Source organism: Rhodohalobacter sp. 8-1 (genome assembly GCF_038150125.1).
Classification (GTDB): Bacteria; Bacteroidota; Rhodothermia; order Balneolales; family Balneolaceae; genus SW132.
The window spans coordinates 291,757-315,475 of the sequence record NZ_JBBVMF010000004.1; the positions used below are offsets into that span (position 1 = coordinate 291,757).

Here is a 23,719-nt window from a genome sequence, read left to right on the forward strand (position 1 = left end):
ATTGTGAAAGCCAGTAAGAAAAATCGTTATCCTTTGGGCTCAAACGCCTGTATTCCGGTAATTTCGCGACCGAGTATCAACCCATGAATATCGTACGTTCCTTCGTAAGTGTTCACTGATTCAAGATTGACCATGTGATGGATTACGCGGTATTCGCCAGAAATTCCGTTGCCGCCGTGCATATCGCGTGCGACCCTTGCGATGTTCAGAGCTTTGCCAACATTGTTTCGCTTGGCCAGGGAGACCATCGACGGATGAAGCCGTCCCTCATCTTTAAGTTTACCCAGCCGCCACGCTAGCATCTGCATGGAAGTGATTTCGGTGAGCATGTCGGCCAGTTTGGTTTGAGGAAGTTGGTTCGCGGCGATTGGTTTACCGAATTGTTTTCGGTCGAGCGTATACTGGCGTGCTTTTTGATAGCAAAATTCAGCGGCTCCCACTGCTCCCCAGGCGATGCCGTATCGGGCACTGTTCAGGCACATGAACGGGCCTTTCAATCCACGTATGTCGGGAAAGACGTTCTCATCGGGAATAAACACATCTTCAAACACAAGCTCACCGGTTGATGATGCACGCAGGCTCATCTTATGTTTGGTAGCCGGGGCTGAAAATCCTTCCATCCCTTTTTCAACAAGAAACCCGCGAATAACGGGTTCATCATCCACGCTCTCTTTAGCTTTTGCCCAAACAACGGCAATATCGGCGATAGGAGAATTGGTGATCCACATTTTGGCCCCGTTTAATATCCAGCCGCCATCGGTTTTTACGGCTGTGGATTCCATCGAGCCGGGATCGGACCCATGATTGGGTTCGGTCAGACCAAAGCAGCCGATCATATCACCGCTTGCAAGTTTTGGCAGAAATTTTTGTTTCTGATCTTCAGTTCCGAAGATGGAAATCGGATACATTACCAAAGACGATTGTACAGACATAAACGACCGGTAGCCCGAATCCACCCGTTCTACTTCCCGGGCAATAAGTCCATACGCTGTTTGGCTCGCGCCCACGCCGCCATATTCCGGGTCGATGGTGGCCCCGAGCAGCCCGAGATCGCCCATCTCTTTGGCCATCTCGATATCAAAAATTTCCTCTTGGTTTCCTTTAAGTGCACGCGGTTCGAGCTTGGTTTGTGCATACTCGCGTGCAGATTCCATGATCATTTTGTCGTCTTCGGAAAGTTCCGATTCAAACAGGTAGGCATCGTCGATATTGAATGAGTTGGAAGCCATGTTGGAGATGATTTTTATTATGGTAGATAAACTATTCGTAATGATATAAATGTAAAGAAATCAGACTGGTAAATCATTCAATTTGAACAGAATATTTTGTCAGCTGCTGTAATATTCAGTAAGGTCTATGGCAGGGATTAAATTTCTATTCTAAAAATGCACTTATTTTGTCTAACGCCGCTCCTTTTTAGCTCTGATCCATCGAAGACAGCGTAATGCGATGAGATGGACAGAACGACTATTCTTGATTGTACTTAGGGTGAGATATAAGGAGTCTTGGGATCATGAATTAAATATTTTGAGATACCAATAAATCCCAACAAGATACATTCCATGTGTAATCACTCTCGCCGAGGTTACAGCAAGTGTCCAGATGCCAAAAGGTTTCTCCCTTAGTGCGGGTAGATCTCGAGAAAGTCCACCTGAGGCATGTGCGAGAAGCCGTTCATAATTGCAATCTGCAGGACGGTTCCAAACGGCTGTTAGATAAATTCCCGCAGGGCAGTATTTGAATCCGATGTTTGTCCACCCATTTCAATAGTGGTCTGAAGTGTAAGCAGGCCAACCATGAAATAAATAATGCCTTTTGCAATAAACCCCATTCGGGCAAGGGTTGAGATGGCGATCCATTTATATAATAGCATTTGCGGGGGTAATTTTGATAAGCTTTGCAGTAGTTTAGCTGAAAAGTACAGAAAAATAAAAAAGCCCCACCAGAGATGATGAGGCTTTTAACAATATTGATTCAAATAAGGACAATCAGCTTTACATATTACTGATAATCTCTTCACCAAATTCTGAACATTTCAGTAGGGTTGCACCTTCCATCTGACGTTCAAAATCATAAGTCACGCGCTTGTTGCTGATGGCGGCTTCAAGGCCTCCCTCAATCAGGTCGGCGGCTTTGCCCCAGCCCATATATCGCAGCATCATTACGGCTGAGAGAATAAGGGATCCCGGATTGACTTTATCCTGACCGGTGTACTTGGGAGCCGTTCCGTGGGTGGCTTCAAAGACGGCAATACCGGTGTTATAGTTGATATTGGCACCCGGTGCAATACCGATACCGCCTACACATGCGGCAAGTGCATCAGAAATATAGTCTCCATTCAGGTTCATCGTAGCAATTACATCGTACTCATCGGGACGAGTGAGTATCTGCTGCAGGAATGCGTCAGCAATCACATCTTTCACCACAATGCCGTTGGGTAGTTTACACCATGGGCCTTCGCCAATCACTTCAGCGTCGTACTCTTCGCGAGCTACTTCATAACCCCAGTTTTTGAAGCTTCCTTCCGTAAATTTCATGATGTTGCCTTTGTGAACCAGCGTGACGTTGTCGCGGCCTTCTTCAATGGCGTAGTCGATGGCGGACCGAACCAGGCGCTTGGTTCCTTCAGTTGAAATCGGTTTGATGCCGAGTGACGATGTTTTCGGAAACCGGATATTTTTGGTGCCCAATTCTTCCATCAGGAATTTTTTGAGCTTGTCGTTCTCGGGCGTTCCAGTCTGATACTCTATACCGGCATAAATGTCTTCGGTATTTTCCCGGAAAATAACCATGTCTGTAAGCTCAGGCTGTTTTACAGGACTAGGTGTTCCCTTGTAGTACTTCACGGGTCTCACACAGGCAAAAAGATCCAGCTTCTGACGGATAGCCACATTTAGTGAGCGAATACCGCCGCCAACGGGTGTGGTTAATGGACCCTTGATCCCAACTTTATACTCTTCAAATACTTTAAGGGTATCTTCAGGAAGCCACGTATCCTTATCATATACTTCAAGGGCTTTTTCTCCGGCGTATACTTCAAACCAGTTAATTTTCTTTTTGCCGTCGAACGCTTTTTCAACGGCGCTGTCAACTACATGCTTCATGACAGGGGAGATGTCGATCCCAATGCCGTCTCCTTCAATAAATGGTATTATCGGGTCATCACCTACTTTCAGGGAACCATCAGCTTTCTTTTCAATGATTGTTCCTTCAGTCGGCTTCGTTAATTTGTCAAAACTCATCTGTGTTGATTTAGGTTTGAGGTTAGTTTAAATGAAAATAGTGAAAAATTGAGCCTATTGCTGAATGGAGCCAAGATAAAATAATGGATAATACGACTGCAAATTCTTCCCTGCTTCTTGTATATTTGCAATGATATTGAATTCGTATCGTTAGGCTTAATAAACCGGAGACAGTATGATCAAACCGATGTTTGGCCACAGGCCGAAACCCAGAAAATTTAATATGCCACTCCGCTATTATAACCCGGAAGTGGATGAAAAGAAAAAACGCCGGATTCGTATTAAAACACAGCGGCGTAAAGACCGTTATGGCACCAAAATATTTCTCTACGTGGCCGGGCTAACTCTTGTCCTTCTTGTAATGTCGATGCTGTAGAGGGGCTTGTTCTAAAGGAACGTCTTGGCACAAAAGCCTCTAATAGTGTAGCTTAAATAACGTCAAATTCTCAAAGAATCATCATTTGAAGAGTACTTCCAACGAAACCAGCGAATCGATCATCCGGTCGATGCCGCCCGAGTTATCCAATAAAATCGCCGCCGGAGAGGTCATTCAGCGCCCCGCATCTGTTGCCAAAGAATTGCTGGATAATGCTATTGATGCAGGTGCTGATTCCATCAAACTTATTGTAATGCAGGCCGGCCGGACACTCATTCAGGTTGTCGACGACGGCTGTGGTATGAGCCCGGAAGATGCAAAACTCTGTTTTGAGCGGCATGCCACATCTAAGATTGAATCCATCGACGATCTCTACAAAATTCGAACGATGGGTTTCAGGGGAGAAGCGATGGCCTCTATTGCGTCGGTCTCCCAGGTTGAGATGAAAACAAAGCGCATCGGGGATGATGCCGGAACACTGCTGGAAATTTGGGGCGGTGAAGAAAAAAAGTTTGAACCGGTGGCTACTGATAACGGCACGTCTATTGCGGTCAGAAATCTTTTCTACAATGTTCCGGCCCGGCGGCAATTCCTGAAAACAGACGCCACGGAGCTTCGCCACATCATTCGGGCATTTCATCATGCAGCACTTGCAAATACCGACATTTCATTCGAGATGCATGCCGATGGCGACCGTATATACCAGCTCCCGGCGCAGCCTTTAGAACAGCGAATTGCTGAACTATTTGGAAAGCGATACCGTGCAAGCCTGATTCCGTTTGAAGAAGAAACAAGCTATGTGAAAATTCACGGCGTGCTTGCTGACCCCAAGCTGGCCAAGAAAAGCCGGGGTGAGCAGTTTCTTTTCGTGAACGGACGCCCGTTTCAGCACCGCTACCTCAGCTACGTGATTTTGAGCCTATTTGATGCCTGGACCCGGAAAAACGAATACCCGTTCTATGCAGTGTTTTTAGAGATTGATCCATCCATGGTGGATGTAAACGTTCACCCTGCAAAAATGGAGGTGAAGTTTGAGGATGATCGCAGCGTCGTTCAGCTGACGCGCTCGGTGCTCAAGAAAGCGATCAACGAATATTTTGTTGTACCTGATGTGGATAGAGAGTCAGGCAGCTCATCCGATGGGGGATTTGATGTTAGCTTTGATCATTTTAAAAACAGGGAAGGTTCTGGCCAATCGTTTCCAAAAGGGTTTAACGCCCGCGGACGCACCGGCGGTGAGCAGCACAGCTATCCGTCACGAATCAACAGGAAAGAGGGGATGCCTGATGGCTCCGACAGCGCCAATCAGCTTTACGGTCAGCCCGGAGATTCAGACGATGATCAGAATGGAAAAAGATCCGGGCAGAGTGCCGGGAATCAGGGATCTCCCCAGAAAAAAGATCGCGGGTTCTGGCAGCTTCACAACCGGTATATTCTTACGCAAACTCGCACCGGATTGTGTGTTATTGATCAGCATGCAGCCCATAAGCGCATCATTTACGAAAAAACACTCAGCACAACCGAAGAATCATTGCCGGGCACCCAGCAGCTGCTATTTGCCCAGGCGGTTGAGCTGTCGGCAACGGAATATTCTCTTCTTAAAGAGCTCCATAAAATCATTCAGCGTATGGGGTTTAGTATTGAACTGCTTAGCGGAAACACGGCCATCATCAATGGCGTACCGGCCGATATTGATATCGGGGATGAGCAGGAAGTGTTGCGGTCGATGCTCCAGAAATACCGAAGCCTCGATCAAAAACTGTCGCTTGATGCGAGAAAGAAGATTGCAATCGCATTTGCTGCCCGCACGGCGATCCCCCGCGGAAAAGTTCTTTCCGAAGTTGAGATGGAGATGCTGATTGATCAGCTGTTTGCCTGCGAGGAACCCTACCACGATCCGCTCCAAAAACCGACGCTCGTCTATATGCCGATGGACGAGATTCAGAACCGGTTTCGGTAACCCGTTCCTCGACTTTTAATTGTCCCGAAGGAATTACTTGGTGGCATTTTTCGACTGTCGAGTTTATGTGGCCCCGAACCAGTGAAACTCGTCAGACGACTGGTGGGTACGGAGCCAGAATTCTATCTTTCCCAAAGTCGTCAGACGAGGAAGAATCCCCTCTCCGAGAGGGGACAGCTAACAGAGAGATCGCGATGCGATGCTTTCTGAAAGCAGGGGTGTGTCCCGAAGGCTCACAGGCGTGGATTGAATCGTTTCCGTATTCGCAACTTATAAAACACGCCCCTGCCACGACGCTGAACGCTTAGGTGTCTGTCCCCGCTCGAGCGGGGATTCTGGGGTCACGATCTTTTGGTTTTTTGGTTGCTTAGAAAGAAAGAAACTCCTCAGACGACTGATGATTGCGGAGCCTGAACTTAATCTTTCCTAAAGTCGTCAAACGAGGATGAACTCGCGCTTTTACACTTGGCATTCAACCGTTATATTCAGGCTTCATATTATTCACCTATAAACAGCGGTCATTTGAATATACTTGCGGTTGAACCATTTTTCAGTGGATCGCACAAAGCCTTTCTTAACGGGCTGCGCGAGCATTCAAGCCATAATGTTATCCCTATTACGCTGAACTACAAGGGGTGGAAATGGCGGATGCACGGAGATTCGGTGAAGCTTGCCGAGATGACAAGCCACGTTGATGAGGAGATTGATCTGCTGCTTGTGAGCAGCATGACAAATCTGCCCGCATTCCTGGCACTCACTAATCCGCGGTTTGCATATACGCCGAAGGTGATGATGATGCATGAAAATCAGCTTACGCAGCCGCTTCCAGCAGGGGAAGAGAGAGACATTACCTATAGCTACATCAACTACTTGAGCATGCTGTCTGCCGATGAGCTTCTGTTTACCACGCGGTTTCATATGGATGATCTACTGGCCGAGCTGCCCAATTTTCTGGATCATTTTCCAGATGATAAGCATTTCAAGACTATCGATCAGATTCGGAGCAAAAGCAGGGTGATGTATCCGGGACTGAATCTGAGCGTGTTTGACGATCAGCCCGACACCCGGTCGAACAATCAACGCCCGGTGATTGTGTGGAATCAGCGCTGGCAGTTTGATCGCAATCCCGGCATGTTTTTTAAAGTGTTAAACCGCCTAAATGATATCGACCTCGAGTTCGATCTGATCCTGGCCGGTGATACCAAGCATCAAAAGCCTGAGGAGTTCGAGAGAGCCTGGAAACGGTTTGGGGATCAAATTACACATTTTGGGTATGTCGAAAATGTAGAGAATTACAGTCGGCTGCTTCACTCGGGAGACATTGTGGTCTCAACTGCAACGCATGAATTTTTCTGCGTTGCAATTATGGAGGCAATCTATTGTGGCTGTCATCCGCTGGTACCAAATAAGCTGCATTACCCGGAGCTAATTCCGGACACCCTGCATGAACCATTGCTGCACGCTCCGGTCCTTTACGATACGGAAGATGACCTTTTCCACATCTTAAAAAAACTGCTGACCGGAGAGATGAAGCCCTTGCCGAAAGCATCGCTTCAGAACATCAACAAACACCTGGAGTGGAGCCGGGTTATTCGGACCTATGACGAGCTTTTTGAGGAAATAAGGGGGAGTGATGAATGATGAGTGTTTAGTTTTTAGTTTTGAGTTAACTCATCACTCAAAACTAATCACTTAAAATCGCAACTCTTTCAGGATCTTTCTGCGTTCGCACTCTTGAAGGTTGCTACATCTCGCAACTAAGCACTCACAACTCAAAACTAAAAATTACGGGACAGGCACTGTGTTCAGAATCTTTTGCACGATGTCTTCACTGGTGATTTCTTCCGCTTCGGCTTCAAAGGTGGGAATTATACGGTGTCGTAAAACATCCATCGCTACAAACCGCACGTCTTCGGGTGTAACATAGGCGCGGTGCTCCATAAATGCGTGGGCACGCGCGGCAAGATTCAGGTTGATGGAGGCCCGGGGGGATGCCCCGAAACTGATCAGGTCTTTGAGATCTTCCAGGTTGTAGTTCTCCGGGTTTCTTGAGGCAAAAATAAGGCTGATGATATATTTCTCAACTTTTTGATCGGTATAAATTTCGTTGACAACTGCGCGTGCTTCCAAAATAAGATCGGAATCGATAACGGGTTCAACGGTAGGCTTATCGCCGGTTTTGGCCATTCGGCGCATAATTTCCAGCTCTTCGGTTTCAGATGGGTAGCCGATCTTCAGTTTCAGCATAAACCGGTCTACCTGGGCTTCGGGAAGCGGATAGGTTCCTTCCTGCTCCACGGGATTTTGAGTAGCAAGCACAAGGAATGGTTTCTCGAGTTTGAACGTGGTGTCGCCGATAGTTACCTGCTTTTCCTGCATCGCTTCAAGCAGGGCACTCTGAACCTTGGCAGGCGATCGGTTAATTTCATCAGCAAGAACAATATTTGAAAAAATTGGGCCTTTCTTAACCGTAAAGTCACCCACTTTCTGATTGTAGATCAGCGTTCCCACAAGGTCGGCCGGTAAAAGATCAGGCGTAAACTGAATGCGCTGAAATTTTGTATTAATGGCGGCAGATAAAGACGACACAGTCAGCGTTTTTGCAAGGCCGGGAACACCTTCAAGCAGAACGTGGCCATCGGCCAGCAAGCCTATGAGCAGCCGGTCGATCATATAGCGCTGTCCGACAATGACTTTGTTTAATTCGCTGTAAATTTTTTCAATAAAGGCGCTGCTCTGCTCAATGCGTTCACTGAGCTCCTGCATATCAACGGGTTGTTCCATCTGTAAAAGTTTTATTCGTCGATTTTAAATTTAATTCATTACTTTCGTATGCAAATAAACGGGATAGATAACTAACTAGCCAATTATTCCGCAACAAAAATCACACGGAAGGTAATGTATATTTTTGGTGTTTGGAATTTAGTGTTGCGCATTTTTACATTCATGTTGGAGGAATAACTTTTTGGGAATTATTGAAGCTATACTGCTAGGCCTTTTACAGGGAATTACTGAGTTTTTACCGGTCAGCAGTTCAGGTCACTTAGCTCTTGCACGTGCCATTATTGCACGTGATCTTGAAACAGGGATAACCTTTGAAATCGTCGTCCATTTTGGATCGTTTTGCAGTATTGTCGTTTACTATCGCAAGCTGCTTAGCGAGATATTAGCGGATCTGTTTAAAAGTCTCACACCTTCTGGACTAAAGTCAGGGAGGCTTTTCACGGATGAAAACAGCCAGCTCAGCATGATCATTGTTTTGAGTATGATTCCGGCTATGGTTGTTGGTTTCACTCTTAAAGAACCGATCGAAGAAGCATTTTTGAATCCATTTTTTGTATCATTAATGCTCCTTGTGACCGGCACGCTACTCTATTCAACAAAATTTATAAAATCACCTGAGAAAGATGTCAATGCAAACAGGGGCTTTTGGATGGGGGTGGCCCAGGCATTTGCAATTTTGCCGGGCATCAGCCGGGCGGGCTCAACAATTTCTCTCGGTCTGTTGATGGGTATTGACAGAGATAAAGTCGCCAACTTCTCATTTTTAATGGTACTGCCTGTACTCGCAGGGGCTATGCTTCTGGAAATAATTGATCTACTCAGGTTGGGTGAAATCCAAATACCTATAATCAGTCTTGTCGCCGGTTATTTCACATCATTTATTGCAGGTTACTTTGCACTTACATACCTGATTAAGCTTCTGAAACGCAAAAAATTCCATTATTTTGCTTTTTACTGTTGGACTATAGGAATTATTGGAATAATCGCATTTTACTAATCTCAAAAACTATACAATCTGCTTGAAGCCATTTTTAAATATGTCTACATTAAAGGCTTCAACAAAAAAGAAAGAATTGAATGGACATATACGCTTTTGTATTACTTGCTGTCTTAGCGATCGCAAGTGCACTGGGAATGATCCTTAACAAGAATACGATCAATAGTGCACTTTTACTTGTTGTGAACATGGTCTCCATTGCAGGAATTTACCTGCTTCTGCAGGCACAATTTCTGGCTCTGATTCAGATTTTAGTGTACGCGGGGGCCATCATGGTACTGTTTCTCTTTGTCATCATGCTGCTGAATGTGGATGAAGAAGAGAGTCTGCTGGATACGTTCAGAATAAAATATATGCTGGCCTTTCTGCTCGGCGTAATTATTTTCGGGCAGATATTGTACAGTCTTGGAGGAGTTACCGACATGCTCCCGGAAATATCATCTGAAATGCTTTATGTTGGAACAGTGGAAGCTGTGGGTGATGTGCTTTATACCGACTTTTTATATGCATTTGAACTAACTGCCATTTTGTTAACCGCAGCGGTTGTCGGGGCGCTGATGGTTGCTCAGTATAAGGCTAAAAACAGCGAGGGAACCGAATGATAGGAATTGACTGGTATCTGGCATTAAGTGCAATTCTGTTTACTATAGGTATTATTGGCGTACTTATACGGAGGAATGCAATTGTAATTTTTATGTGTGTGGAGCTGATGCTGAACGCCGTAAATCTTTCACTGCTTACGTTTAGCGCCTACCACGGAGATATTTCAGGACAGATTTTGGTGTTTTTCTCGCTTGCGGTTGCAGCTGCCGAGGCCGTTGTGGGACTTGCGATTATCATTGCAATATTCCGTAATAACCTCTCTGTTGATATTACAAAAGTGAATTTGTTGCGTTGGTAGTTGGATTGAGATTTATCCAATTCCAATAAATAAGTAAGCCTGTCGGAGTTGGTCCGGCAGGCTTTTTTTTATGCGACTTATTTTTCTATTCAGATGATCAGGCCTGTTTTACACCTACAGGCATAATCTCAGGCTCCACGAGTGTTTCATAGTCACTGTAATCCATTTTTATCACTTCGTTATGACTACCGGCATTAAAAGCAATCTCCGTATCTCCGGTTAGTGACTCGGATACAATTGTATCGATATCATACAGGTTACCGAAAGGTGGCATTGCGCCAAGTTCGCAATCGGGGAATAGATCCTCGAAGTCGTCCTCAGACGCCAGCGCAGCTTCAGAGGCATTTAGCTTATCTTTTAGAGTATCAAAGTCGATATCGTGCGTTGAAGGCAGGACAACCATTTTAAGATCCCCATCAATGTTAACCATAACGGGCTTTGCCATTTGGCGGCCCGGTATATGAGCCGAGGCGGCAACTTCCTGTGCTGTAAACGCCTTGGAGTGCTGTACAGTCACATATTTAATTTTATTCTCATCAAGATACTCTGTCAATTTACTTACTGGCATGCTGACCTCCGGTTTTGGATTTACGTAGATTCACTGCACTTATAACAATTTAATCTGGCCGAAATTCATTCCATTGTGTCTGTAACCAATTGCGGTATAAGGGGAAGGATTTTATTGGAAAATTCAGATCATATTAATCAGAAGATGGTATTTTTAAGCCCAATTCGGGGCAGAAAGGAAGAAATCATATTTGAATGTGGCAATCCAAAATATTCTGGGCTCTGTGCTGATATCTCTATGGTGCCGCACAGAAGTCGAATATCTCTTGGTAACTTCCATTGAGCATGCAGACATGAAGTTGATAAAAATTACCCCTTTACTTCTTACTGAGAACCCCCGGCTAACCGACTGTCGGTAATCATCATATCTATATATTTTCTGTTTCCGCCACTTCAATAGATGAATTCGACACATCTGGTTATAGTTTTTGGACTCCGAGGTTGGAAAAGTAGGTTTTTATTTGAGAGTTAAAGGATCCACAGCTCCCACTGTAGATCCCTAAATATTTACTGCTGATCCTGGCTGCCACCACCAAAAGACATCGCCGGATAATCACTCATCGTATAAGTAACAGATGCATTTCTGTTGATGTCGGTTACCCTCATTGAGGTTTTTTCTCCACTATTCAGATCTTCCTGAACCATCTCCATCAGCGTTCCTGTGGGATAGTTTTTCGGGACATTTCCTTTCAGATGTTTCGTTTGTTCGTTGACACGGAGCATTTTATAAATTCCTACATCTTCATCTTCGGTCACCCAGTATTCTATCACGCTCTCTTCAGTTTCAGATCTATATCCCCGGCATTCCAGTCCGGCGATGGTTTTGGTTCCAATCTCTTCAAAATTCTGCGGCTTATCAGTGTATTCAGCATCAGTTTTCGTCTCCATTTCAGTGTCGGAATTCATCTCTTGATCCGTCTCCATCTCATCAAAATCTTTTGCCAGCTGCTGCGCCTGTTTCCAGTCGTAGGCGAATGAGTATTTACCATCATCACTTTCCATCAGCATCACCATCGACTCATTTTTCAGGTCGTAGATCATGAACATTTCACCCTCAGAATCATCCATTTCCTCGCCGGAAAATTGAGTGCCGGAATAAGATTCAGTATTGTTGAAATGCATTTTCATAATCATGGGTCCATCGGAATTTCCGTTCTCCCGAACAGTTTCGACTTGCATGGTGGTTATCATATCAAAACTGTAGGACTCTTCCGTGACAGCATCGCTGTTCATTGTAAAGGAGACATTGATACCATCGCCTTCCTCCCCGAACTCCTCACCAAATATCGACTGCCATGTTTTCTCAACGGCTCTTTCGGCTGCTTTTTCAACCTCGTTGCTGAGTTTTTCCTCCACTTTGTTTTCAGCTGCTTTTTTTGCCCGGTCTTTAAGACGGTTAAAGAGTTGCGCATCGGCTGTGGTTGCGAATGCCAGTGATAACATCATTAATATTAAAAAAGCGATTAGTTCTCTCATATTGATTTTGGAATTAGATTGATGTTTAAATTGGAAACAAAAATATAAGATTTGTTTTTCTATTTTCTGTTTTTAGGAAAAATTTTTGGTCTGCTTTTTAAATCATCGAGCATTGCTCCGATGCTCTGTCTCTATAGTCCGATAATGTTTAATACTTTATTTTGATGGGGGACCCCGGCTCAGGGCCGGGATGACAATAATTTAAAGCGACAGCCAGGGAAATTTACTAAAGTCGGGTTTTCGCTTTTCAAGAAAGGCATTTCGCCCTTCTTCAGCTTCATCCGTCATGTATGCAAGCCGGGTGGCTTCGCCGGAAAATACCTGCTGACCCACCATGCCGTCATCCACCATGTTGAAGGCAAATTTGATCATGCGAATCGCCGTTGGGCTTTTCTCCAAAATTTCCTGTGCCCACTGGTAGGCCGTCTCTTCCAGCTCGTCGTGAGGAACCACCTTATTGACCATCCCCACTTCATACGCTTCCTGTGCGGAGTAGCTCCGGCCAAGGAAGAAGATTTCACGAGCCCGTTTCTGGCCTATCTGACGAGCGAGAAGAGCAGATCCAAACCCTCCATCAAAACTGGCCACATCGGCATCAGTCTGCTTGAAAATAGCGTGCTCTTTACTGGCCAGGGTCAGATCGCACACCACATGTAGACTATGTCCGCCACCGACCGCCCAGCCGGGCACCACGCAAATCACTACTTTACTCATGAAGCGGATGAGACGCTGAATATCGAGTACGTTCAGCCGCTGGACACCGTCACCGCCCTCGTAGCCGCGCTTGCCGCGTACTTTCTGATCACCGCCTGAACAAAATGAATAGACACCGTCATCGGCAGGCCCTTCGCCTGTAAGTAAAATCACACCAATGGATGTGTCTTCCCGTGAATCAATCAGGGCCTCTTCCATTTCATATAGTGTTTGGGGACGAAATGCATTCCTGACGTTGGGACGATTAATTGCAATTCGAGCCACACCGCCGGATTTTTTATAGGTGATGTCGTTATACTCTTTTACGGTTTTCCACTCAGCCATATCGATTCAAAAAATTGGTTAAAAAAGTGATTATCTGTTCGGGTTGATCTGCATGAACTCTGTGACCAGCACTATTGGCAACAAGTAATTCAGATTCAGGGAAAAGGTGATGTATTTCACGCATCTTATCAACATATTTTTCGTCTGATTCGCCTGCAATTAAAGCGATTGGTACATCAGAGGCCGCCAGTTTATCGCACAAATACGGGGTGCTTCCGGCTCCAAATCCCCGAAGCGATGCCGCCATAGATGCAGGATTTTGCTGTTTGATAATAGAGTCGTAGTCAAATTCACGGGCACTATCAGGTGACACAAATAATGGCAGCTTTGTCCATTTTTCAATAAAGTTGTCAAAATCTGATTCAATAGCTTTCGCCCGCTTTTCATCGATCGCCTGTCGCTGTTGTCTCTTCACTCCATCAGAGATCCCACAATGCGTACTTTCGAGAATAAGACCGGTAAAGCGTTCAGAGGAATCTGAGAAAAGATTTTGGGCCAGCCGTCCGCCCATACTGTAGCCATAAAGCCACAGATTGTCCAGCTGAAGACGGTCGAGAATTGATTGAAAGTCTGCTACCTGAGATTCAGCTGAGAAGCGGTCAGGATCGGCCGGCATTTTCGAACGGCCATGGCCTGCAAGATCAATCGTGCAGGGATTACAGATTGATTTTAAACGTTCTGCCAGTGGAGCAAATCCCTTTGATGAGCCCATAAAGCCATGCATAAGTAACAAGTTAGGCTTAAAAGGATCCCGCTGAAGAATCTCCATATAGTAAACGGCGTCGCGGCAATAGAGCTTCATTTATGCACCCCACAATCCGCGTCTAAGTTTCATGCTTTCATCCGGGTTTGTTATGCACTCAATAACGATTGGTTTTTCAGTCGTGGCGCTGTCATCAAACCGTAGATTCCTGAGCTCATCCAGCGTCTCGACTCGCCGGTACCCGAGGTTATGAGCCAGTGTGAGATGCTGAATATTGGCATTTTGAGGCGTCTCAAAATAATCTGTGTAAACATCCTTGTGATCATGTATTGGCAGCATGCGAAAAATGTTGCCCCCATTATTATTTATGACCACTATCAAAAAAGGCGCGCTGAGATTTTTAAGTGAAAGCAGAGCATTTGAATCGTGAAGAAAAGCGAGATCACCAATCACGCAGCAGGTGGGGGAACCGGATGATCGCGCGATGCCGATAGCCGTTGACGTTATACCATCAATACCGGCAACTCCACGGTTTAGAAATAGTTGTCCGGACGGATAACCAAAGAGTGCCGCATCCCGGACCGGTAGTGAATTCGAGTATACCGTATTCCAGGTGTCTGGCAGATGCTCGGAGAGATGGTGAAAAATATGGCCGTCACATAAGTTTTTCTGTGCAGCCAGAGATTTTTTTAGCTCGGATTGCGACTGCTGTTCAGCAATTCGCCAGTCATCAATATAGTTGGGTTGATCTTTTTGATGGATGCCATTTAGGTTTAGCCGGTCAGCTGACGCGAGGCTGATTGTGTGCCGGGTGTTCATCTCGTGATCCTGCCATGAATGTCGTGCATCAAACCGAATAAGCGGCACATTCTGCCACCGATGAATGGATTGGAGCAGTGATTTTGTGAATGGCTGATCTCCGAATCTTAAAATAAGATCGGGTTCCAGAGCGTCGGCTTTATCAGGCAATCGAAGAATCTGTTCAAATCGGTCGATCCTTGATCCTTGATCGGCAATTCCCGATCCGGGTTCAGCGAGTATCGGAGCTTTTAGCTGTTTGGAAATTGACAATACGGATTGATGCTGCTGGCGGAAAGGATCGGCGGGCCCGGCAATGATAAGCGGCCGCTTGCTTCGGTTGATGAGTTCAATAATTTCATCTGAAAGTGAAACTTCGGAAACAGAGGCGTTTTTTGAAAAGGGGTCGGTTTCCGAGAGTTGTTCTTTAAAAAGCTTTTGCTCTGATGTTATCTGTTCTTTCGACGGTTCAAGCGGTTTGCGAAAGGGAATATTTAGGTGTGATGCACCCCCGGATTGAATCGCTTCTTCCATCGCCTGGCGAGCTGCGTACTCAATTCTTCGGCAGTCATGTTCTGTGTCGGCCGGTTCTCCCAGCTCATGAAACCAAGCCGCATTGTCGCCATAGAGTTTAATTTGATCCAGTGTCTGAGAACTTCCAACTCCCCGTAGTGATGGCGGGCGATCAGCGGTGCAGACAATCATGGGCACGCCGGATTGCCGTGCTTCCGCAATGGCAGGATGATAATTTGCAGCGGCCGTGCCCGAGGTGCAAACCAGGATGGCCGGTTTGCCTGATTCTTTACCGATACCAAGTGCCATAAATGCGGCTGATCGCTCATCAAGAACAACCAGTTTATTGAATCCACTGTGATAGGAAAATGCCATGGTTAGCGGCGTCGACCGGCTGCCGGGTGAGAGGATGACATAACGTAGTCCAATATTATAAAATGATCGAACGAGAAGAGATGCCGTTGAAAAAGGTGTAAGAAGCCGGGGCTCAGAGTTCATTCAAAGCGTTGGTCATAGGCTCAAATTTCATAAGAGTCTCGTCCCACTCACTTTCAGGATCTGAATCACTCACAATACCACACCCGGCATAAAGGTGAGCGTGATTTTTGTGAAGAAGCGCACTCCGGATGGCAACGGCAAATTCACCGCATCCATTGAGATTGTACCAGCCAACCGGTGCCGAATACCAGCCTCGCTCAATTTGTTCAATTTCCTGGATATGCGGAATAGAATCCGTTTTTGGATATCCACCGACAGCAGGGGTAGGATGAAGTTTTTTCAGAAGATCATGAATCTGAACACCCTCTTTAATAGAAGCTGAAATGGGAGTAAAAAGATGCTGAACATTATTCAGTTTTTTGATTTGCGGCCTGTTTGGATGATCGACCTTATAGCTGTAGGGCGACAGGCTGTCGTCAATGGCCCGAACAACAAACTGGTGCTCCTCAAGATCTTTCTCACTCATCATCAAGGATTGTGCAATGGCTGCATCTTCAGAGGCACTTTTTCCGCGTGATGCGCTTCCGGCAAGGCCTTCGGTTTTAAACACGCCGTTTTCAAATGAGGCGAGACGTTCCGGTGTCGCCCCAATAAACGATGTGTCATCATCAATCTGAACAATAAAATTGTAACACTCCGGGTAGCTTTGCCTCAAATGGTAACTTAGCAGAGTAGGATTTAGTGGATGCTTAGACTTGACCTCAACCGTTCGTGCAAGCACAATTTTTTCAAAATCCTTTTCTGAGATGTGCTTCTTCGCTTTTTCAACTCGATCGATCCAGCGGCTCTTTTCATTGACACGCTGAAAATTGCAAAGAATATTTTGCTCGTCAGAATTTTGCCTGGTACAGCTGCTGCCTGCTTTTCCCGAAATATTGAGGAAGTCCGTTACGCGTTCAATTATTTCGGTATAAATATCATGAATTGCTTTCTCTTCACGTTCAATAATGAGAGTGAGCAGATAACGGCTGCCTGTTTTCACGAGTGTCCATTCGGGGAGAATAAAACGTGCCGCCCCGAATTTTTTCCATATAGGGCTGATGTTATGGTCGCCGAACGAATATCCACCAAGAAAAAGTGGCCCTGCCATGGAATGGGTGATAGATGTATAAGCAGAGATCTTCTTTTTTAGCTCGCGTGTTTTTTTGCTTATCTCATCAAAACGGCCAGCACCAGTAGCTTTAAGTTCCTTAACCTTGCCCGCCGCTGAAATTGAGATGTTATTTCCCGGGTGATCCCAGAAAAAGCGCTCACTTTTTTTCTCGTGGAGTTCAAGAGCCGCCAGAGGATCAATAGGTGCGATAGGAAGTGTGAACGATAGAAGTTGTCCCTCCTGGTATCTGCTGTGCGACAGGGCATGTAGAAATGCTTTAAACGATTCACTGTCAAGTGTTTCGATAAATTTCGTCGGAGTTTCTGGGAACCTGTCTGCTGAATTCATTCAATTTTAACTGCATAAATATTTATAACTTTCAATATAAATTGAAAGTTTATCATTCCAAAGAATAATCGAAACATTTAATACAATTATTGAACCGTTTATCTAATGCCTCATAATGAGTTACCCGCAGAATAAACAATTGGATAGCAGTCTGCAAAAGGAACCCTTTAAGAGAGTAATGGAGATGACTAACAACTATTTTGCGTCATCAGGCTGGCCGATCTCGAACGGATTCTGAATTCCATATTCAGTCGGATCATATTCCGCGAGTTCGAAAAAATAGTCCCAGGCAAGCTTGCTCTGGCCATTTTTTTCGACCCAGTTCGGGTGGCTCTGTTTGATGAGGCCCACAACCCGTTTGGCATATTTGAGCCGCTCGCTGTGGTCATCAATTTTTGGGATGGCGGCAATCATCAGGTCCATGTTGTAGCCGCAATCATAATCTTTGGGTTTTCCCTGTTCTAAAAACATATGTCAATTATAAAGTCTGATGGTGTTTGATTCAATATTGTCTAAACTTACGATTTTCGTACCACTAAAGTAAAAGGTCAGGATATCTTTGTAATTCCATCCGGCCTTTGCAAGCCCAAGCGATCCCCACTGGCAAAGACCAACGCCGTGACCAAGACCCTTGCCCTCAAAAATGATTGCACCATTGCTCCTGGTCCATCTGTATTTGGTGCTTCGAATAGCCATTGGATCTTCTTGCCGGTTGATAAAAAGCCTGAACTCGTTGCCCGTAAAAGTGAGGGTATCGTCTGCCGGGCCGGTTAGCATTACTTTTTGTACTCTGCCTGATAGATCATTCTCAATTTGCTTGTCAACAAACTCGAATCCATAATATTGTTTGATAAGCTGCCGGAAGTCAGATTCCAGCATTGTGTATGACCAGTTGAAATGAGGGGAAGGCGAGCAGGCGTCAGCATCTTGTTGACTACTCAAATACGGATGACTCTGGCCTCCCCACACGGCAGCATTATCGACAGTACTACCGCCACAAGTGCTTGAAAAAACAGCAAGAATCAGCTGATTGCTCCAGGTCAAAACTTCGCTCCTGGTAGATTCTGCCGCTTCAGAATATCGCGGTTTGCCGGGTATATCACCCACATACACCTGGCTCGATTCATGATCATAAAGATCAAATTCATTGTATGGCGACTTTTTGATGGACCAAAGTGCATAGGTACGCGACACCACAGCCTGCGATTTCAATGCTTCCGGGTCATCGAAATCCATTTCACTTCCTACCACAGAGGCAATGTAAGTCTCGAGATCTACAGTATTGACGATAAAAATGCCCCGGTTAGTTCCATCCGGCTTGAACCGCAGCTGGCCACTGTAGTGCCGATAACCGAAGTTGTCCGTTATCAGCCGAGTAGAGGATGAGTCCGAAATCAAGGTTAGCGAATCAACGCGTACTTCGGTTTGTTGGTTCTGAAATGTCAGCCGGCCTCCTTCAATATACAGAGAGCCATTAACTGAATTTGAGTTCAATGTGTCTTTGATGCTGCCCTTATAGAGTATAAGCCCGGCAGAATTGTTTAGTAGTTGAAGCGAATCTGGGCGGTTGAGATTGTAAAGAGATACGCGAACAGAATCCGCTCTGTTCAAGTCAAGGCTTTCGCCGGAGGGGACATTCTGAATGAAAAACTGTAGCAGGAAAATCAGACCTGTAATTAGTGGCAGAAATACGCCGGAGGGCCTGTATTGTGTTGACAAAAATTGTAGCATGAAAAAAGGTACGCATTTTGCTCTGAATTGTATACCCATATGACGCCGCATTTTTTATATCTTTAAGCAGTTAAGCAAAGAAAATTAAAACTGACAGAAGCAATTCAATGATTCATAATTCAATTTTAGAGGCTATTGGAAATACGCCCCTTGTAAAACTTCATAAAGTCATTGGTGATTTGCCACTCACTGTAGCGGCAAAGGTTGAATATCTAAATCCGGGTCAAAGTATTAAAGACCGTATTGCACTTCAAATGATTGAGGATGCTGAAAAAGAGGGTCTTATCAAGCCGGGCGGCACTATAATTGAAGGCACGTCGGGAAATACCGGTATGGGGCTTGCTCTCACCGCCGCAGTAAAAGGGTATAAATGCATATTCACGACAACAGATAAACAAAGCCAGGAAAAGATTGATCTACTTCGGGCCCTTGGAGCTGAAGTTCGGGTATGCCCAACAAACGTGGAGCCGGATGATCCGGAAAGCTACTATTCTGTGGCAAAACGTCTGAGCCGGGAAATTCCTAACTCTTACTATCCAAATCAGTACGACAACCTGAGCAACACCAAAGCCCATTACAAAACCACCGGTCCGGAAATCTGGGAGCAAACTGAGGGGAAAATCACTCACTACGTTGCCGGGATGGGAACGGGCGGAACCATTACCGGAACGGGACATTTTCTGAAAGAGAAAAATCCCGATATTAAGGTAGTGGGAGTGGACAGCGTAGGGTCGATCTACAAAAAGTATTTTGAGACCGGCGAATTCGACAAAAGTGAAATTGAACCGTATCTCACAGAAGGAATTGGGGAAGACATTATCCCTGAAAATGTTGATTTTGATGTGATTGATGCCGTCGTACAGGTGAATGATAAAAATGCATTTCTTATGACGCGGGATCTTGCCGAAAAAGAAGGTTTGTTTATTGGCGGATCATGCGGAGCGGCTGTTTACGGGGCACTGGAATATGCTAAAGAGGAGCAGCTTGGCAAAGACGACCTGATGGTTGTGATACTTCCCGACAGCGGCACACGCTATACCTCTAAGATTTATAATGACGACTGGATGCGTGAGAAGGGATTTTTGGACTGAACCTCACTGATGAACAAGCTTGTCGATTAATCAAATCGGCAGATGGTCTGAAACATATGGCGCTAATCACCTGAGTTCGATTGTTCTCATTACTGAATTGCACGTAAAAAAGGCGGAACGTGCGTCATCCCGCTCCTGACGCGGGATCTCCAGTCCCCCAAAAAAGCAGGAGATGCCGGATCAACGTCCGGTATGACAATATTGGAAATGAATTTGCATTACAACCGCACTTCCTGGACTCATTTAGCTTCATATTCAGATTTTACATAGCCTTTTAAACTAATATTTAAATCAAAAATGTATTATGGAACAAAAACCAAAGAATAAGAAAAAAAACAAACCGATAGAGATTGAACTCAACCAGGATGAGGCGTCTGGCACTTATTCAAATCTTGTTATGATTACACATTCCCCGTCGGAGTTTATTTTCGATTTTATCTCCATGATGCCGGGCGTGCCCAAAGCAAAGGTGGTAAAGCGGATGATCCTGACGCCGGATCATGCAAAACGGCTGGCTAATGCTCTTAACGAAAACTTGCGCAAATATGAGAGTGAGCACGGCCAGATTAAATCCAAGGAAAAATTTGACATGCCGTTTAACTACCGCGGGCCCAAGCCTGAAGCGTAACCCGACTCACCCCGGCCGCTCTCTGTCTCCCCTCGAACCGGCGGAGCGTCAGAGAGGGTTGTATCAGAACTTGAGTTCTAATCTTTAAATTAGTTAAGGGCAGAAAGTTTTCTCTGATCATCGCGGATAAAGTCCGTGATTTTTAGCATTACTTTGGCCTTAAATACAAGTCAGGTTCATGAATAGAAATTCTGCACCCTGCTCTTAAATCCGGACGCTTCAAGGAGCTCTCTCCGTTCGCACGCTTGGAGGTCCTGGGCTTGAAGCCTTGAATCCTGAAGCCTTACACCCTGCGCCCTGAACCTTGCCCCCTGCACCCAGAAGCCTACTTCCTCGTGAAAATGAGCATAATGATGCCGGTCACTAAAAAGACGGTGTGAGGCAAAAAAGCTGCTGTTTCGGGTGACAGCGTACCCACGTATCCAAATGGCTCGATGATTTTCATGAACGCCTGGTATACAATACTAATGGCCAGACCAACAGCGATGTAAAATCCTCTGCCACCTTTCCGGCGAACACATGCAATTGAAAATCCAATAAGGCAAACAACTAAAATAGATACGGGATATGCAATACGGTTATAAAGCTGTGTTTGTGGGCGGGCCACTCCACCGGCACCAATACGCTCGATGGAGTTAATGTATTGAAATGCATCCGGGTATGTTAACTGGTAAATATCGGAACTATGCCTGGCTAAATCTCTCGGGTACAGGTTCAGGTCCATTGCAACGTCCATCGTATCGGTTTCTTCGTAGCTTCCGCCGTGAAAAATACGCTCTCGCAGTCGGTCTGCCTTCCATGTTTCGGTAGAATCGATCCACTGAAGGCGGTTAATGTTGGAAATACGTGCAATCCTGTCCCCATCAAATTTAACTAGGGATGCCTGATATCCTGTTTCTGAACTGGCTTCAAAAAAATTGAAGCTTATAATGGTATTATCAGATTCTTGCCTGAATATTCTGCCACGGTCTATCCGTTCGTTTGAATTGCTCAGATATTGTTTTTCAAAGTCTATGCGTTCTGCGTTCGCATTTGGAATGATGTAAGCATCCAGGTAACTGACAGATATACTGAGCAACAAGCCAAAGACAAGGTAGGGTGCTACAAGACGATAGAGACTCACGCCGGAGGCTTTCAGTGCAATAATTTCAAGGCGTTCAGTCATCCGGCCGGTTACAATCAGGCAGGCAACAAATATGGCCAGCGGTGACATAAGCCGAATCATTTCAGGCACGTAGTTGAGATAGTATTGATCCCATATTTCCGCCATTTTTGCACCATTCTCGGTAAACTCATCACTGTTTTCGGAGAAATCGATGAGGATAAAAATGCATATTAGAACAAACAGGACAAATGCTGTAATGGTCAGGAGCTGCTTAAAAATGTGCCGGTCAAACTTAATCATTATTGCCCCAAAGGTTGGTAATTCGGAAAGACGAACATACGTGGAGGGTAAGAAAGAACCCTATTACCAGGTAAGTAAAATTTATAGCCCACATTCCGGCAAATGGTGATATCACGCCTTTGTCAGCAAGTTTTTCACCCTGGATGATCGCCATAAAATAGAGGGTAAGAATTACCGCGCTGATGAGCGCCGCCACCCCAAGGTTTCCATTACGGGTTAGTATACCAATAGGAGCTCCAATTAAAACAAATAGCATACAGGCAAAAGGAATTGATAATTTCTTATGAATTTCTACCCAAAACTCGTCGATCCTCGTTTCTCTCCAGCTGATATTGGTTTTGTAACTTTCATAATCGGCACGATACCGGTTCAGACTATTGACGGCAAGGTTTATGACTGAAATTTGCTCTTGTGGGTGATCCAACAGGTTGGCTGCCTTGAAAGACGTGTCAAAAGGCTGCAATTCTTCATTTTCAAATGTAACAGAGCGGCGATACACACTCGATGAGCGGTCTACTTTAAATGGAATAGTTTCAGGTTGCTCTGTCCTTTCAGTAAATTTTTCAAACTCATTATTAACTTCCCGGCGTACCGAGTCGGTCACCGCCTTCATCGCCTCCGCAGTCATTGTGCGCCCGGTGCGGCTACGATCTTCCGGGTTGGTTCTTGAAAAAGCCAGTTCTGACAGATCAAAGCTAAGTCTGTACCGGGTGAAGTCGGTTCGCTCCATAGTTTCTTCCGACCGTCGTTCTCCCGGAATAGACCGCAAAATTGACCCGTTGTTAAGATAAAGGGATAGCGTCTGTTCCCCTTCGCTTTGAAGCACGCCTTTATCGGCCCGGATGAAAGCCCGGTAGCGTTCTTCCACCGGTTCCTGAAAAATTGTGATTTCGCGCAGGGTATCAGAATCGGTATCAATATTTTTTACTAAAAATGTGTAGCCATCAATACCCTCGTAAAACGTATTCTCCTCAAGGTCGAAACCGGGTTTTGCCATTCTGATATCGATAAAGAGGGAGCGCGCTTTATGATTTGCCTCCGGGAGGATATAGTTTGAAAAATAGGCGGTTCCAACAAATAGAATTGCTGAGATAGTGAGCACCGGCATAATAAGGCGGATCGGGTTGATGCCAGCGGCACGAACGGCATTTAATTCATTCCATTCAGAAAATTTTCCGAAGGCAATAAGCGTTGATACGAGCATGGCCATTGGCACGGCCAGGACAACCATATAGGCAAGGTTGCTCAGTATGAGTTCGATGACCACGAGTATGGGCAGTCCTTTGCCCACCAGTTTATCAACATGGAGCATTAAGAACTGCATAAGTAGTAAAAACATGAGTACGAAAAAGCAGAATAGAAAAGGGCCTACGTGCTGCTTTAGTAGATTTAATTGTACTTTGTTAAGCATATTGCAAATATACGGGATCAACTGCTTGAATTGAAAGATATTAAAAACGAAGTGAGTTGTTTTATATGATTCATACTTTCAACATATTTGAAGAAATAGTATTATCAGAACCAAAATATCGCTGCTAATTCTGCTGATTAAAAAACCCATTCGCCTATA

At 45.3% G+C, this 23,719-nt stretch carries 21 protein-coding genes and 1 pseudogene; 8 read left to right on the top strand and 14 right to left on the bottom strand.

From position 1 onward, the window contains the following. Positions 1 to 26: 26 nt before the first annotated feature. From AABW11_RS05835 to icd, 3 genes are all read right to left on the bottom strand, one after another. Positions 27 to 1,229, bottom strand: a complete 1,203-nt coding sequence (locus AABW11_RS05835) for an acyl-CoA dehydrogenase (protein WP_340103852.1) — start codon at positions 1,227 to 1,229, stop codon at positions 27 to 29. 482 nt (positions 1,230 to 1,711) lie between these two features. After that, entirely contained in the window at positions 1,712 to 1,873 is a 162-nt protein-coding gene (locus AABW11_RS05840) for a DUF1206 domain-containing protein (RefSeq protein WP_340103853.1), read from the bottom strand. A 121-nt stretch (positions 1,874 to 1,994) separates the two neighbouring features. Continuing rightward, on the bottom strand, positions 1,995 to 3,242 hold the full coding sequence (gene icd, locus AABW11_RS05845) for an NADP-dependent isocitrate dehydrogenase (RefSeq protein WP_340103854.1): 1,248 nt from the start codon (positions 3,240 to 3,242) through the stop codon (positions 1,995 to 1,997). A 223-nt stretch (positions 3,243 to 3,465) separates the two neighbouring features. Here icd and AABW11_RS05850 point away from each other — a divergent pair, with 223 nt between their 5' ends. The 3 genes from AABW11_RS05850 to AABW11_RS05860 all read left to right on the top strand — a co-directional run bounded on the left by AABW11_RS05850 (position 3,466) and on the right by AABW11_RS05860 (position 7,219). Beyond that, positions 3,466 to 3,618 carry a hypothetical protein gene (locus AABW11_RS05850; protein WP_340103855.1) on the top strand — a complete coding sequence of 51 codons (153 nt, stop codon included), beginning with the start codon at positions 3,466 to 3,468 and terminating at the stop codon, positions 3,616 to 3,618. Positions 3,619 to 3,703: 85 nt separating this feature from the next. Beyond that, positions 3,704 to 5,578 carry a DNA mismatch repair endonuclease MutL gene (mutL, locus tag AABW11_RS05855; protein ID WP_340103856.1) on the top strand — a complete coding sequence of 625 codons (1,875 nt, stop codon included), beginning with the start codon at positions 3,704 to 3,706 and terminating at the stop codon, positions 5,576 to 5,578. A 522-nt stretch (positions 5,579 to 6,100) separates the two neighbouring features. Further along, the gene (locus AABW11_RS05860) at positions 6,101 to 7,219 is read left to right on the top strand and encodes a tRNA-queuosine alpha-mannosyltransferase domain-containing protein (protein ID WP_340103857.1); all 1,119 of its coding nucleotides are present in this window, start codon (positions 6,101 to 6,103) and stop codon (positions 7,217 to 7,219) included. A 144-nt stretch (positions 7,220 to 7,363) separates the two neighbouring features. Here the strand turns inward: AABW11_RS05860 and AABW11_RS05865 are convergent, their stop codons facing one another. Then, the gene (locus AABW11_RS05865) at positions 7,364 to 8,362 is read right to left on the bottom strand and encodes an AAA family ATPase (RefSeq protein ID WP_340103858.1); all 999 of its coding nucleotides are present in this window, start codon (positions 8,360 to 8,362) and stop codon (positions 7,364 to 7,366) included. A gap of 181 nt (positions 8,363 to 8,543) precedes the next feature. On the opposite strand from AABW11_RS05865, the gene AABW11_RS05870 reads away from it, so the two are divergent. The 3 genes from AABW11_RS05870 to nuoK all read left to right on the top strand — a co-directional run bounded on the left by AABW11_RS05870 (position 8,544) and on the right by nuoK (position 10,260). Further along, complete coding sequence (locus AABW11_RS05870; RefSeq protein WP_340103859.1) at positions 8,544 to 9,359, top strand: undecaprenyl-diphosphate phosphatase; 816 nt, start codon at positions 8,544 to 8,546, stop codon at positions 9,357 to 9,359. 80 nt (positions 9,360 to 9,439) lie between these two features. Then, positions 9,440 to 9,961: an NADH-quinone oxidoreductase subunit J family protein gene (locus AABW11_RS05875; RefSeq protein WP_340103860.1), complete on the top strand. Its 522-nt coding sequence runs from the start codon at positions 9,440 to 9,442 to the stop codon at positions 9,959 to 9,961. Continuing rightward, positions 9,958 to 10,260, top strand: coding sequence for an NADH-quinone oxidoreductase subunit NuoK (gene nuoK, locus AABW11_RS05880; protein ID WP_340103861.1), 303 nt, complete (start codon positions 9,958 to 9,960; stop codon positions 10,258 to 10,260). The genes AABW11_RS05875 and nuoK overlap by 4 nt, the downstream gene beginning before the upstream one ends. A gap of 97 nt (positions 10,261 to 10,357) precedes the next feature. Here the strand turns inward: nuoK and AABW11_RS05885 are convergent, their stop codons facing one another. The 8 genes from AABW11_RS05885 to AABW11_RS05920 all read right to left on the bottom strand — a co-directional run bounded on the left by AABW11_RS05885 (position 10,358) and on the right by AABW11_RS05920 (position 19,025). Further along, positions 10,358 to 10,828: an aminoacyl-tRNA deacylase gene (locus tag AABW11_RS05885; protein WP_340103862.1), complete on the bottom strand. Its 471-nt coding sequence runs from the start codon at positions 10,826 to 10,828 to the stop codon at positions 10,358 to 10,360. Between the two features lie 506 nt (positions 10,829 to 11,334). Further along, on the bottom strand, positions 11,335 to 12,303 hold the full coding sequence (locus AABW11_RS05890; protein ID WP_340103863.1) for a DUF4412 domain-containing protein: 969 nt from the start codon (positions 12,301 to 12,303) through the stop codon (positions 11,335 to 11,337). Positions 12,304 to 12,504: 201 nt separating this feature from the next. Next, entirely contained in the window at positions 12,505 to 13,341 is an 837-nt protein-coding gene (locus tag AABW11_RS05895) for a 1,4-dihydroxy-2-naphthoyl-CoA synthase (protein ID WP_340103864.1), read from the bottom strand. Beyond that, positions 13,334 to 14,143 (bottom strand): alpha/beta fold hydrolase, encoded by an 810-nt coding sequence (locus tag AABW11_RS05900; RefSeq protein ID WP_340103865.1) that lies wholly within the window; start codon positions 14,141 to 14,143, stop codon positions 13,334 to 13,336. Before AABW11_RS05900 ends, AABW11_RS05895 begins: the two co-directional genes overlap by 8 nt. Next, complete coding sequence (menD, locus tag AABW11_RS05905) at positions 14,144 to 15,853, bottom strand: 2-succinyl-5-enolpyruvyl-6-hydroxy-3-cyclohexene-1-carboxylic-acid synthase (protein ID WP_340103866.1); 1,710 nt, start codon at positions 15,851 to 15,853, stop codon at positions 14,144 to 14,146. It abuts the gene before it with no gap. Then, positions 15,843 to 17,294 carry an isochorismate synthase gene (locus tag AABW11_RS05910; protein WP_340103867.1) on the bottom strand — a complete coding sequence of 484 codons (1,452 nt, stop codon included), beginning with the start codon at positions 17,292 to 17,294 and terminating at the stop codon, positions 15,843 to 15,845. Before AABW11_RS05910 ends, menD begins: the two co-directional genes overlap by 11 nt. 195 nt (positions 17,295 to 17,489) lie before the next feature. After that, entirely contained in the window at positions 17,490 to 17,765 is a 276-nt protein-coding gene (locus AABW11_RS05915; RefSeq protein ID WP_340103868.1) for a DUF4290 domain-containing protein, read from the bottom strand. A 3-nt stretch (positions 17,766 to 17,768) separates the two neighbouring features. Further along, entirely contained in the window at positions 17,769 to 19,025 is a 1,257-nt protein-coding gene (locus AABW11_RS05920; RefSeq protein ID WP_340103869.1) for a SpoIID/LytB domain-containing protein, read from the bottom strand. A gap of 107 nt (positions 19,026 to 19,132) precedes the next feature. Here AABW11_RS05920 and AABW11_RS05925 point away from each other — a divergent pair. Together AABW11_RS05925 and AABW11_RS05930 are read left to right on the top strand one after the other, a co-directional pair. Next, positions 19,133 to 20,113: pseudogene (locus AABW11_RS05925) on the top strand (PLP-dependent cysteine synthase family protein); the annotation flags it as partial. A 307-nt stretch (positions 20,114 to 20,420) separates the two neighbouring features. Then, positions 20,421 to 20,744 (top strand): DUF3467 domain-containing protein, encoded by a 324-nt coding sequence (locus tag AABW11_RS05930; RefSeq protein ID WP_340103871.1) that lies wholly within the window; start codon positions 20,421 to 20,423, stop codon positions 20,742 to 20,744. Between the two features lie 325 nt (positions 20,745 to 21,069). Here the strand turns inward: AABW11_RS05930 and AABW11_RS05935 are convergent, their stop codons facing one another. Both AABW11_RS05935 and AABW11_RS05940 read right to left on the bottom strand, forming a co-directional pair. Beyond that, positions 21,070 to 22,149, bottom strand: coding sequence for an LptF/LptG family permease (locus AABW11_RS05935; protein ID WP_340103872.1), 1,080 nt, complete (start codon positions 22,147 to 22,149; stop codon positions 21,070 to 21,072). After that, on the bottom strand, positions 22,142 to 23,560 hold the full coding sequence (locus AABW11_RS05940; protein WP_340103873.1) for an LptF/LptG family permease: 1,419 nt from the start codon (positions 23,558 to 23,560) through the stop codon (positions 22,142 to 22,144). The genes AABW11_RS05935 and AABW11_RS05940 overlap by 8 nt, the downstream gene beginning before the upstream one ends. Between the last annotated feature and the right edge of the window lie 159 nt (positions 23,561 to 23,719).

Coding starts and splice junctions, on each gene's coding strand:
- AABW11_RS05835 (WP_340103852.1), bottom strand. CDS start 1,229: ATGGCTTCCAACTCATTCAATATCGACGATGCCTACCTGTTTGAATCG.
- nuoK (WP_340103861.1), top strand. CDS start 9,958: ATGATAGGAATTGACTGGTATCTGGCATTAAGTGCAATTCTGTTTACT.
- AABW11_RS05930 (WP_340103871.1), top strand. CDS start 20,421: ATGGAACAAAAACCAAAGAATAAGAAAAAAAACAAACCGATAGAGATT.
- AABW11_RS05885 (WP_340103862.1), bottom strand. CDS start 10,828: ATGCCAGTAAGTAAATTGACAGAGTATCTTGATGAGAATAAAATTAAA.
- AABW11_RS05920 (WP_340103869.1), bottom strand. CDS start 19,025: ATGCTACAATTTTTGTCAACACAATACAGGCCCTCCGGCGTATTTCTG.
- AABW11_RS05900 (WP_340103865.1), bottom strand. CDS start 14,143: ATGAAGCTCTATTGCCGCGACGCCGTTTACTATATGGAGATTCTTCAG.
- icd (WP_340103854.1), bottom strand. CDS start 3,242: ATGAGTTTTGACAAATTAACGAAGCCGACTGAAGGAACAATCATTGAA.
- AABW11_RS05890 (WP_340103863.1), bottom strand. CDS start 12,303: ATGAGAGAACTAATCGCTTTTTTAATATTAATGATGTTATCACTGGCA.
- AABW11_RS05840 (WP_340103853.1), bottom strand. CDS start 1,873: ATGCTATTATATAAATGGATCGCCATCTCAACCCTTGCCCGAATGGGG.
- AABW11_RS05940 (WP_340103873.1), bottom strand. CDS start 23,560: ATGCTTAACAAAGTACAATTAAATCTACTAAAGCAGCACGTAGGCCCT.
- AABW11_RS05875 (WP_340103860.1), top strand. CDS start 9,440: ATGGACATATACGCTTTTGTATTACTTGCTGTCTTAGCGATCGCAAGT.
- menD (WP_340103866.1), bottom strand. CDS start 15,853: ATGAACTCTGAGCCCCGGCTTCTTACACCTTTTTCAACGGCATCTCTT.
- AABW11_RS05910 (WP_340103867.1), bottom strand. CDS start 17,294: ATGAATTCAGCAGACAGGTTCCCAGAAACTCCGACGAAATTTATCGAA.
- AABW11_RS05865 (WP_340103858.1), bottom strand. CDS start 8,362: ATGGAACAACCCGTTGATATGCAGGAGCTCAGTGAACGCATTGAGCAG.
- AABW11_RS05915 (WP_340103868.1), bottom strand. CDS start 17,765: ATGTTTTTAGAACAGGGAAAACCCAAAGATTATGATTGCGGCTACAAC.
- AABW11_RS05935 (WP_340103872.1), bottom strand. CDS start 22,149: ATGATTAAGTTTGACCGGCACATTTTTAAGCAGCTCCTGACCATTACA.
- AABW11_RS05850 (WP_340103855.1), top strand. CDS start 3,466: ATGCCACTCCGCTATTATAACCCGGAAGTGGATGAAAAGAAAAAACGC.
- AABW11_RS05895 (WP_340103864.1), bottom strand. CDS start 13,341: ATGGCTGAGTGGAAAACCGTAAAAGAGTATAACGACATCACCTATAAA.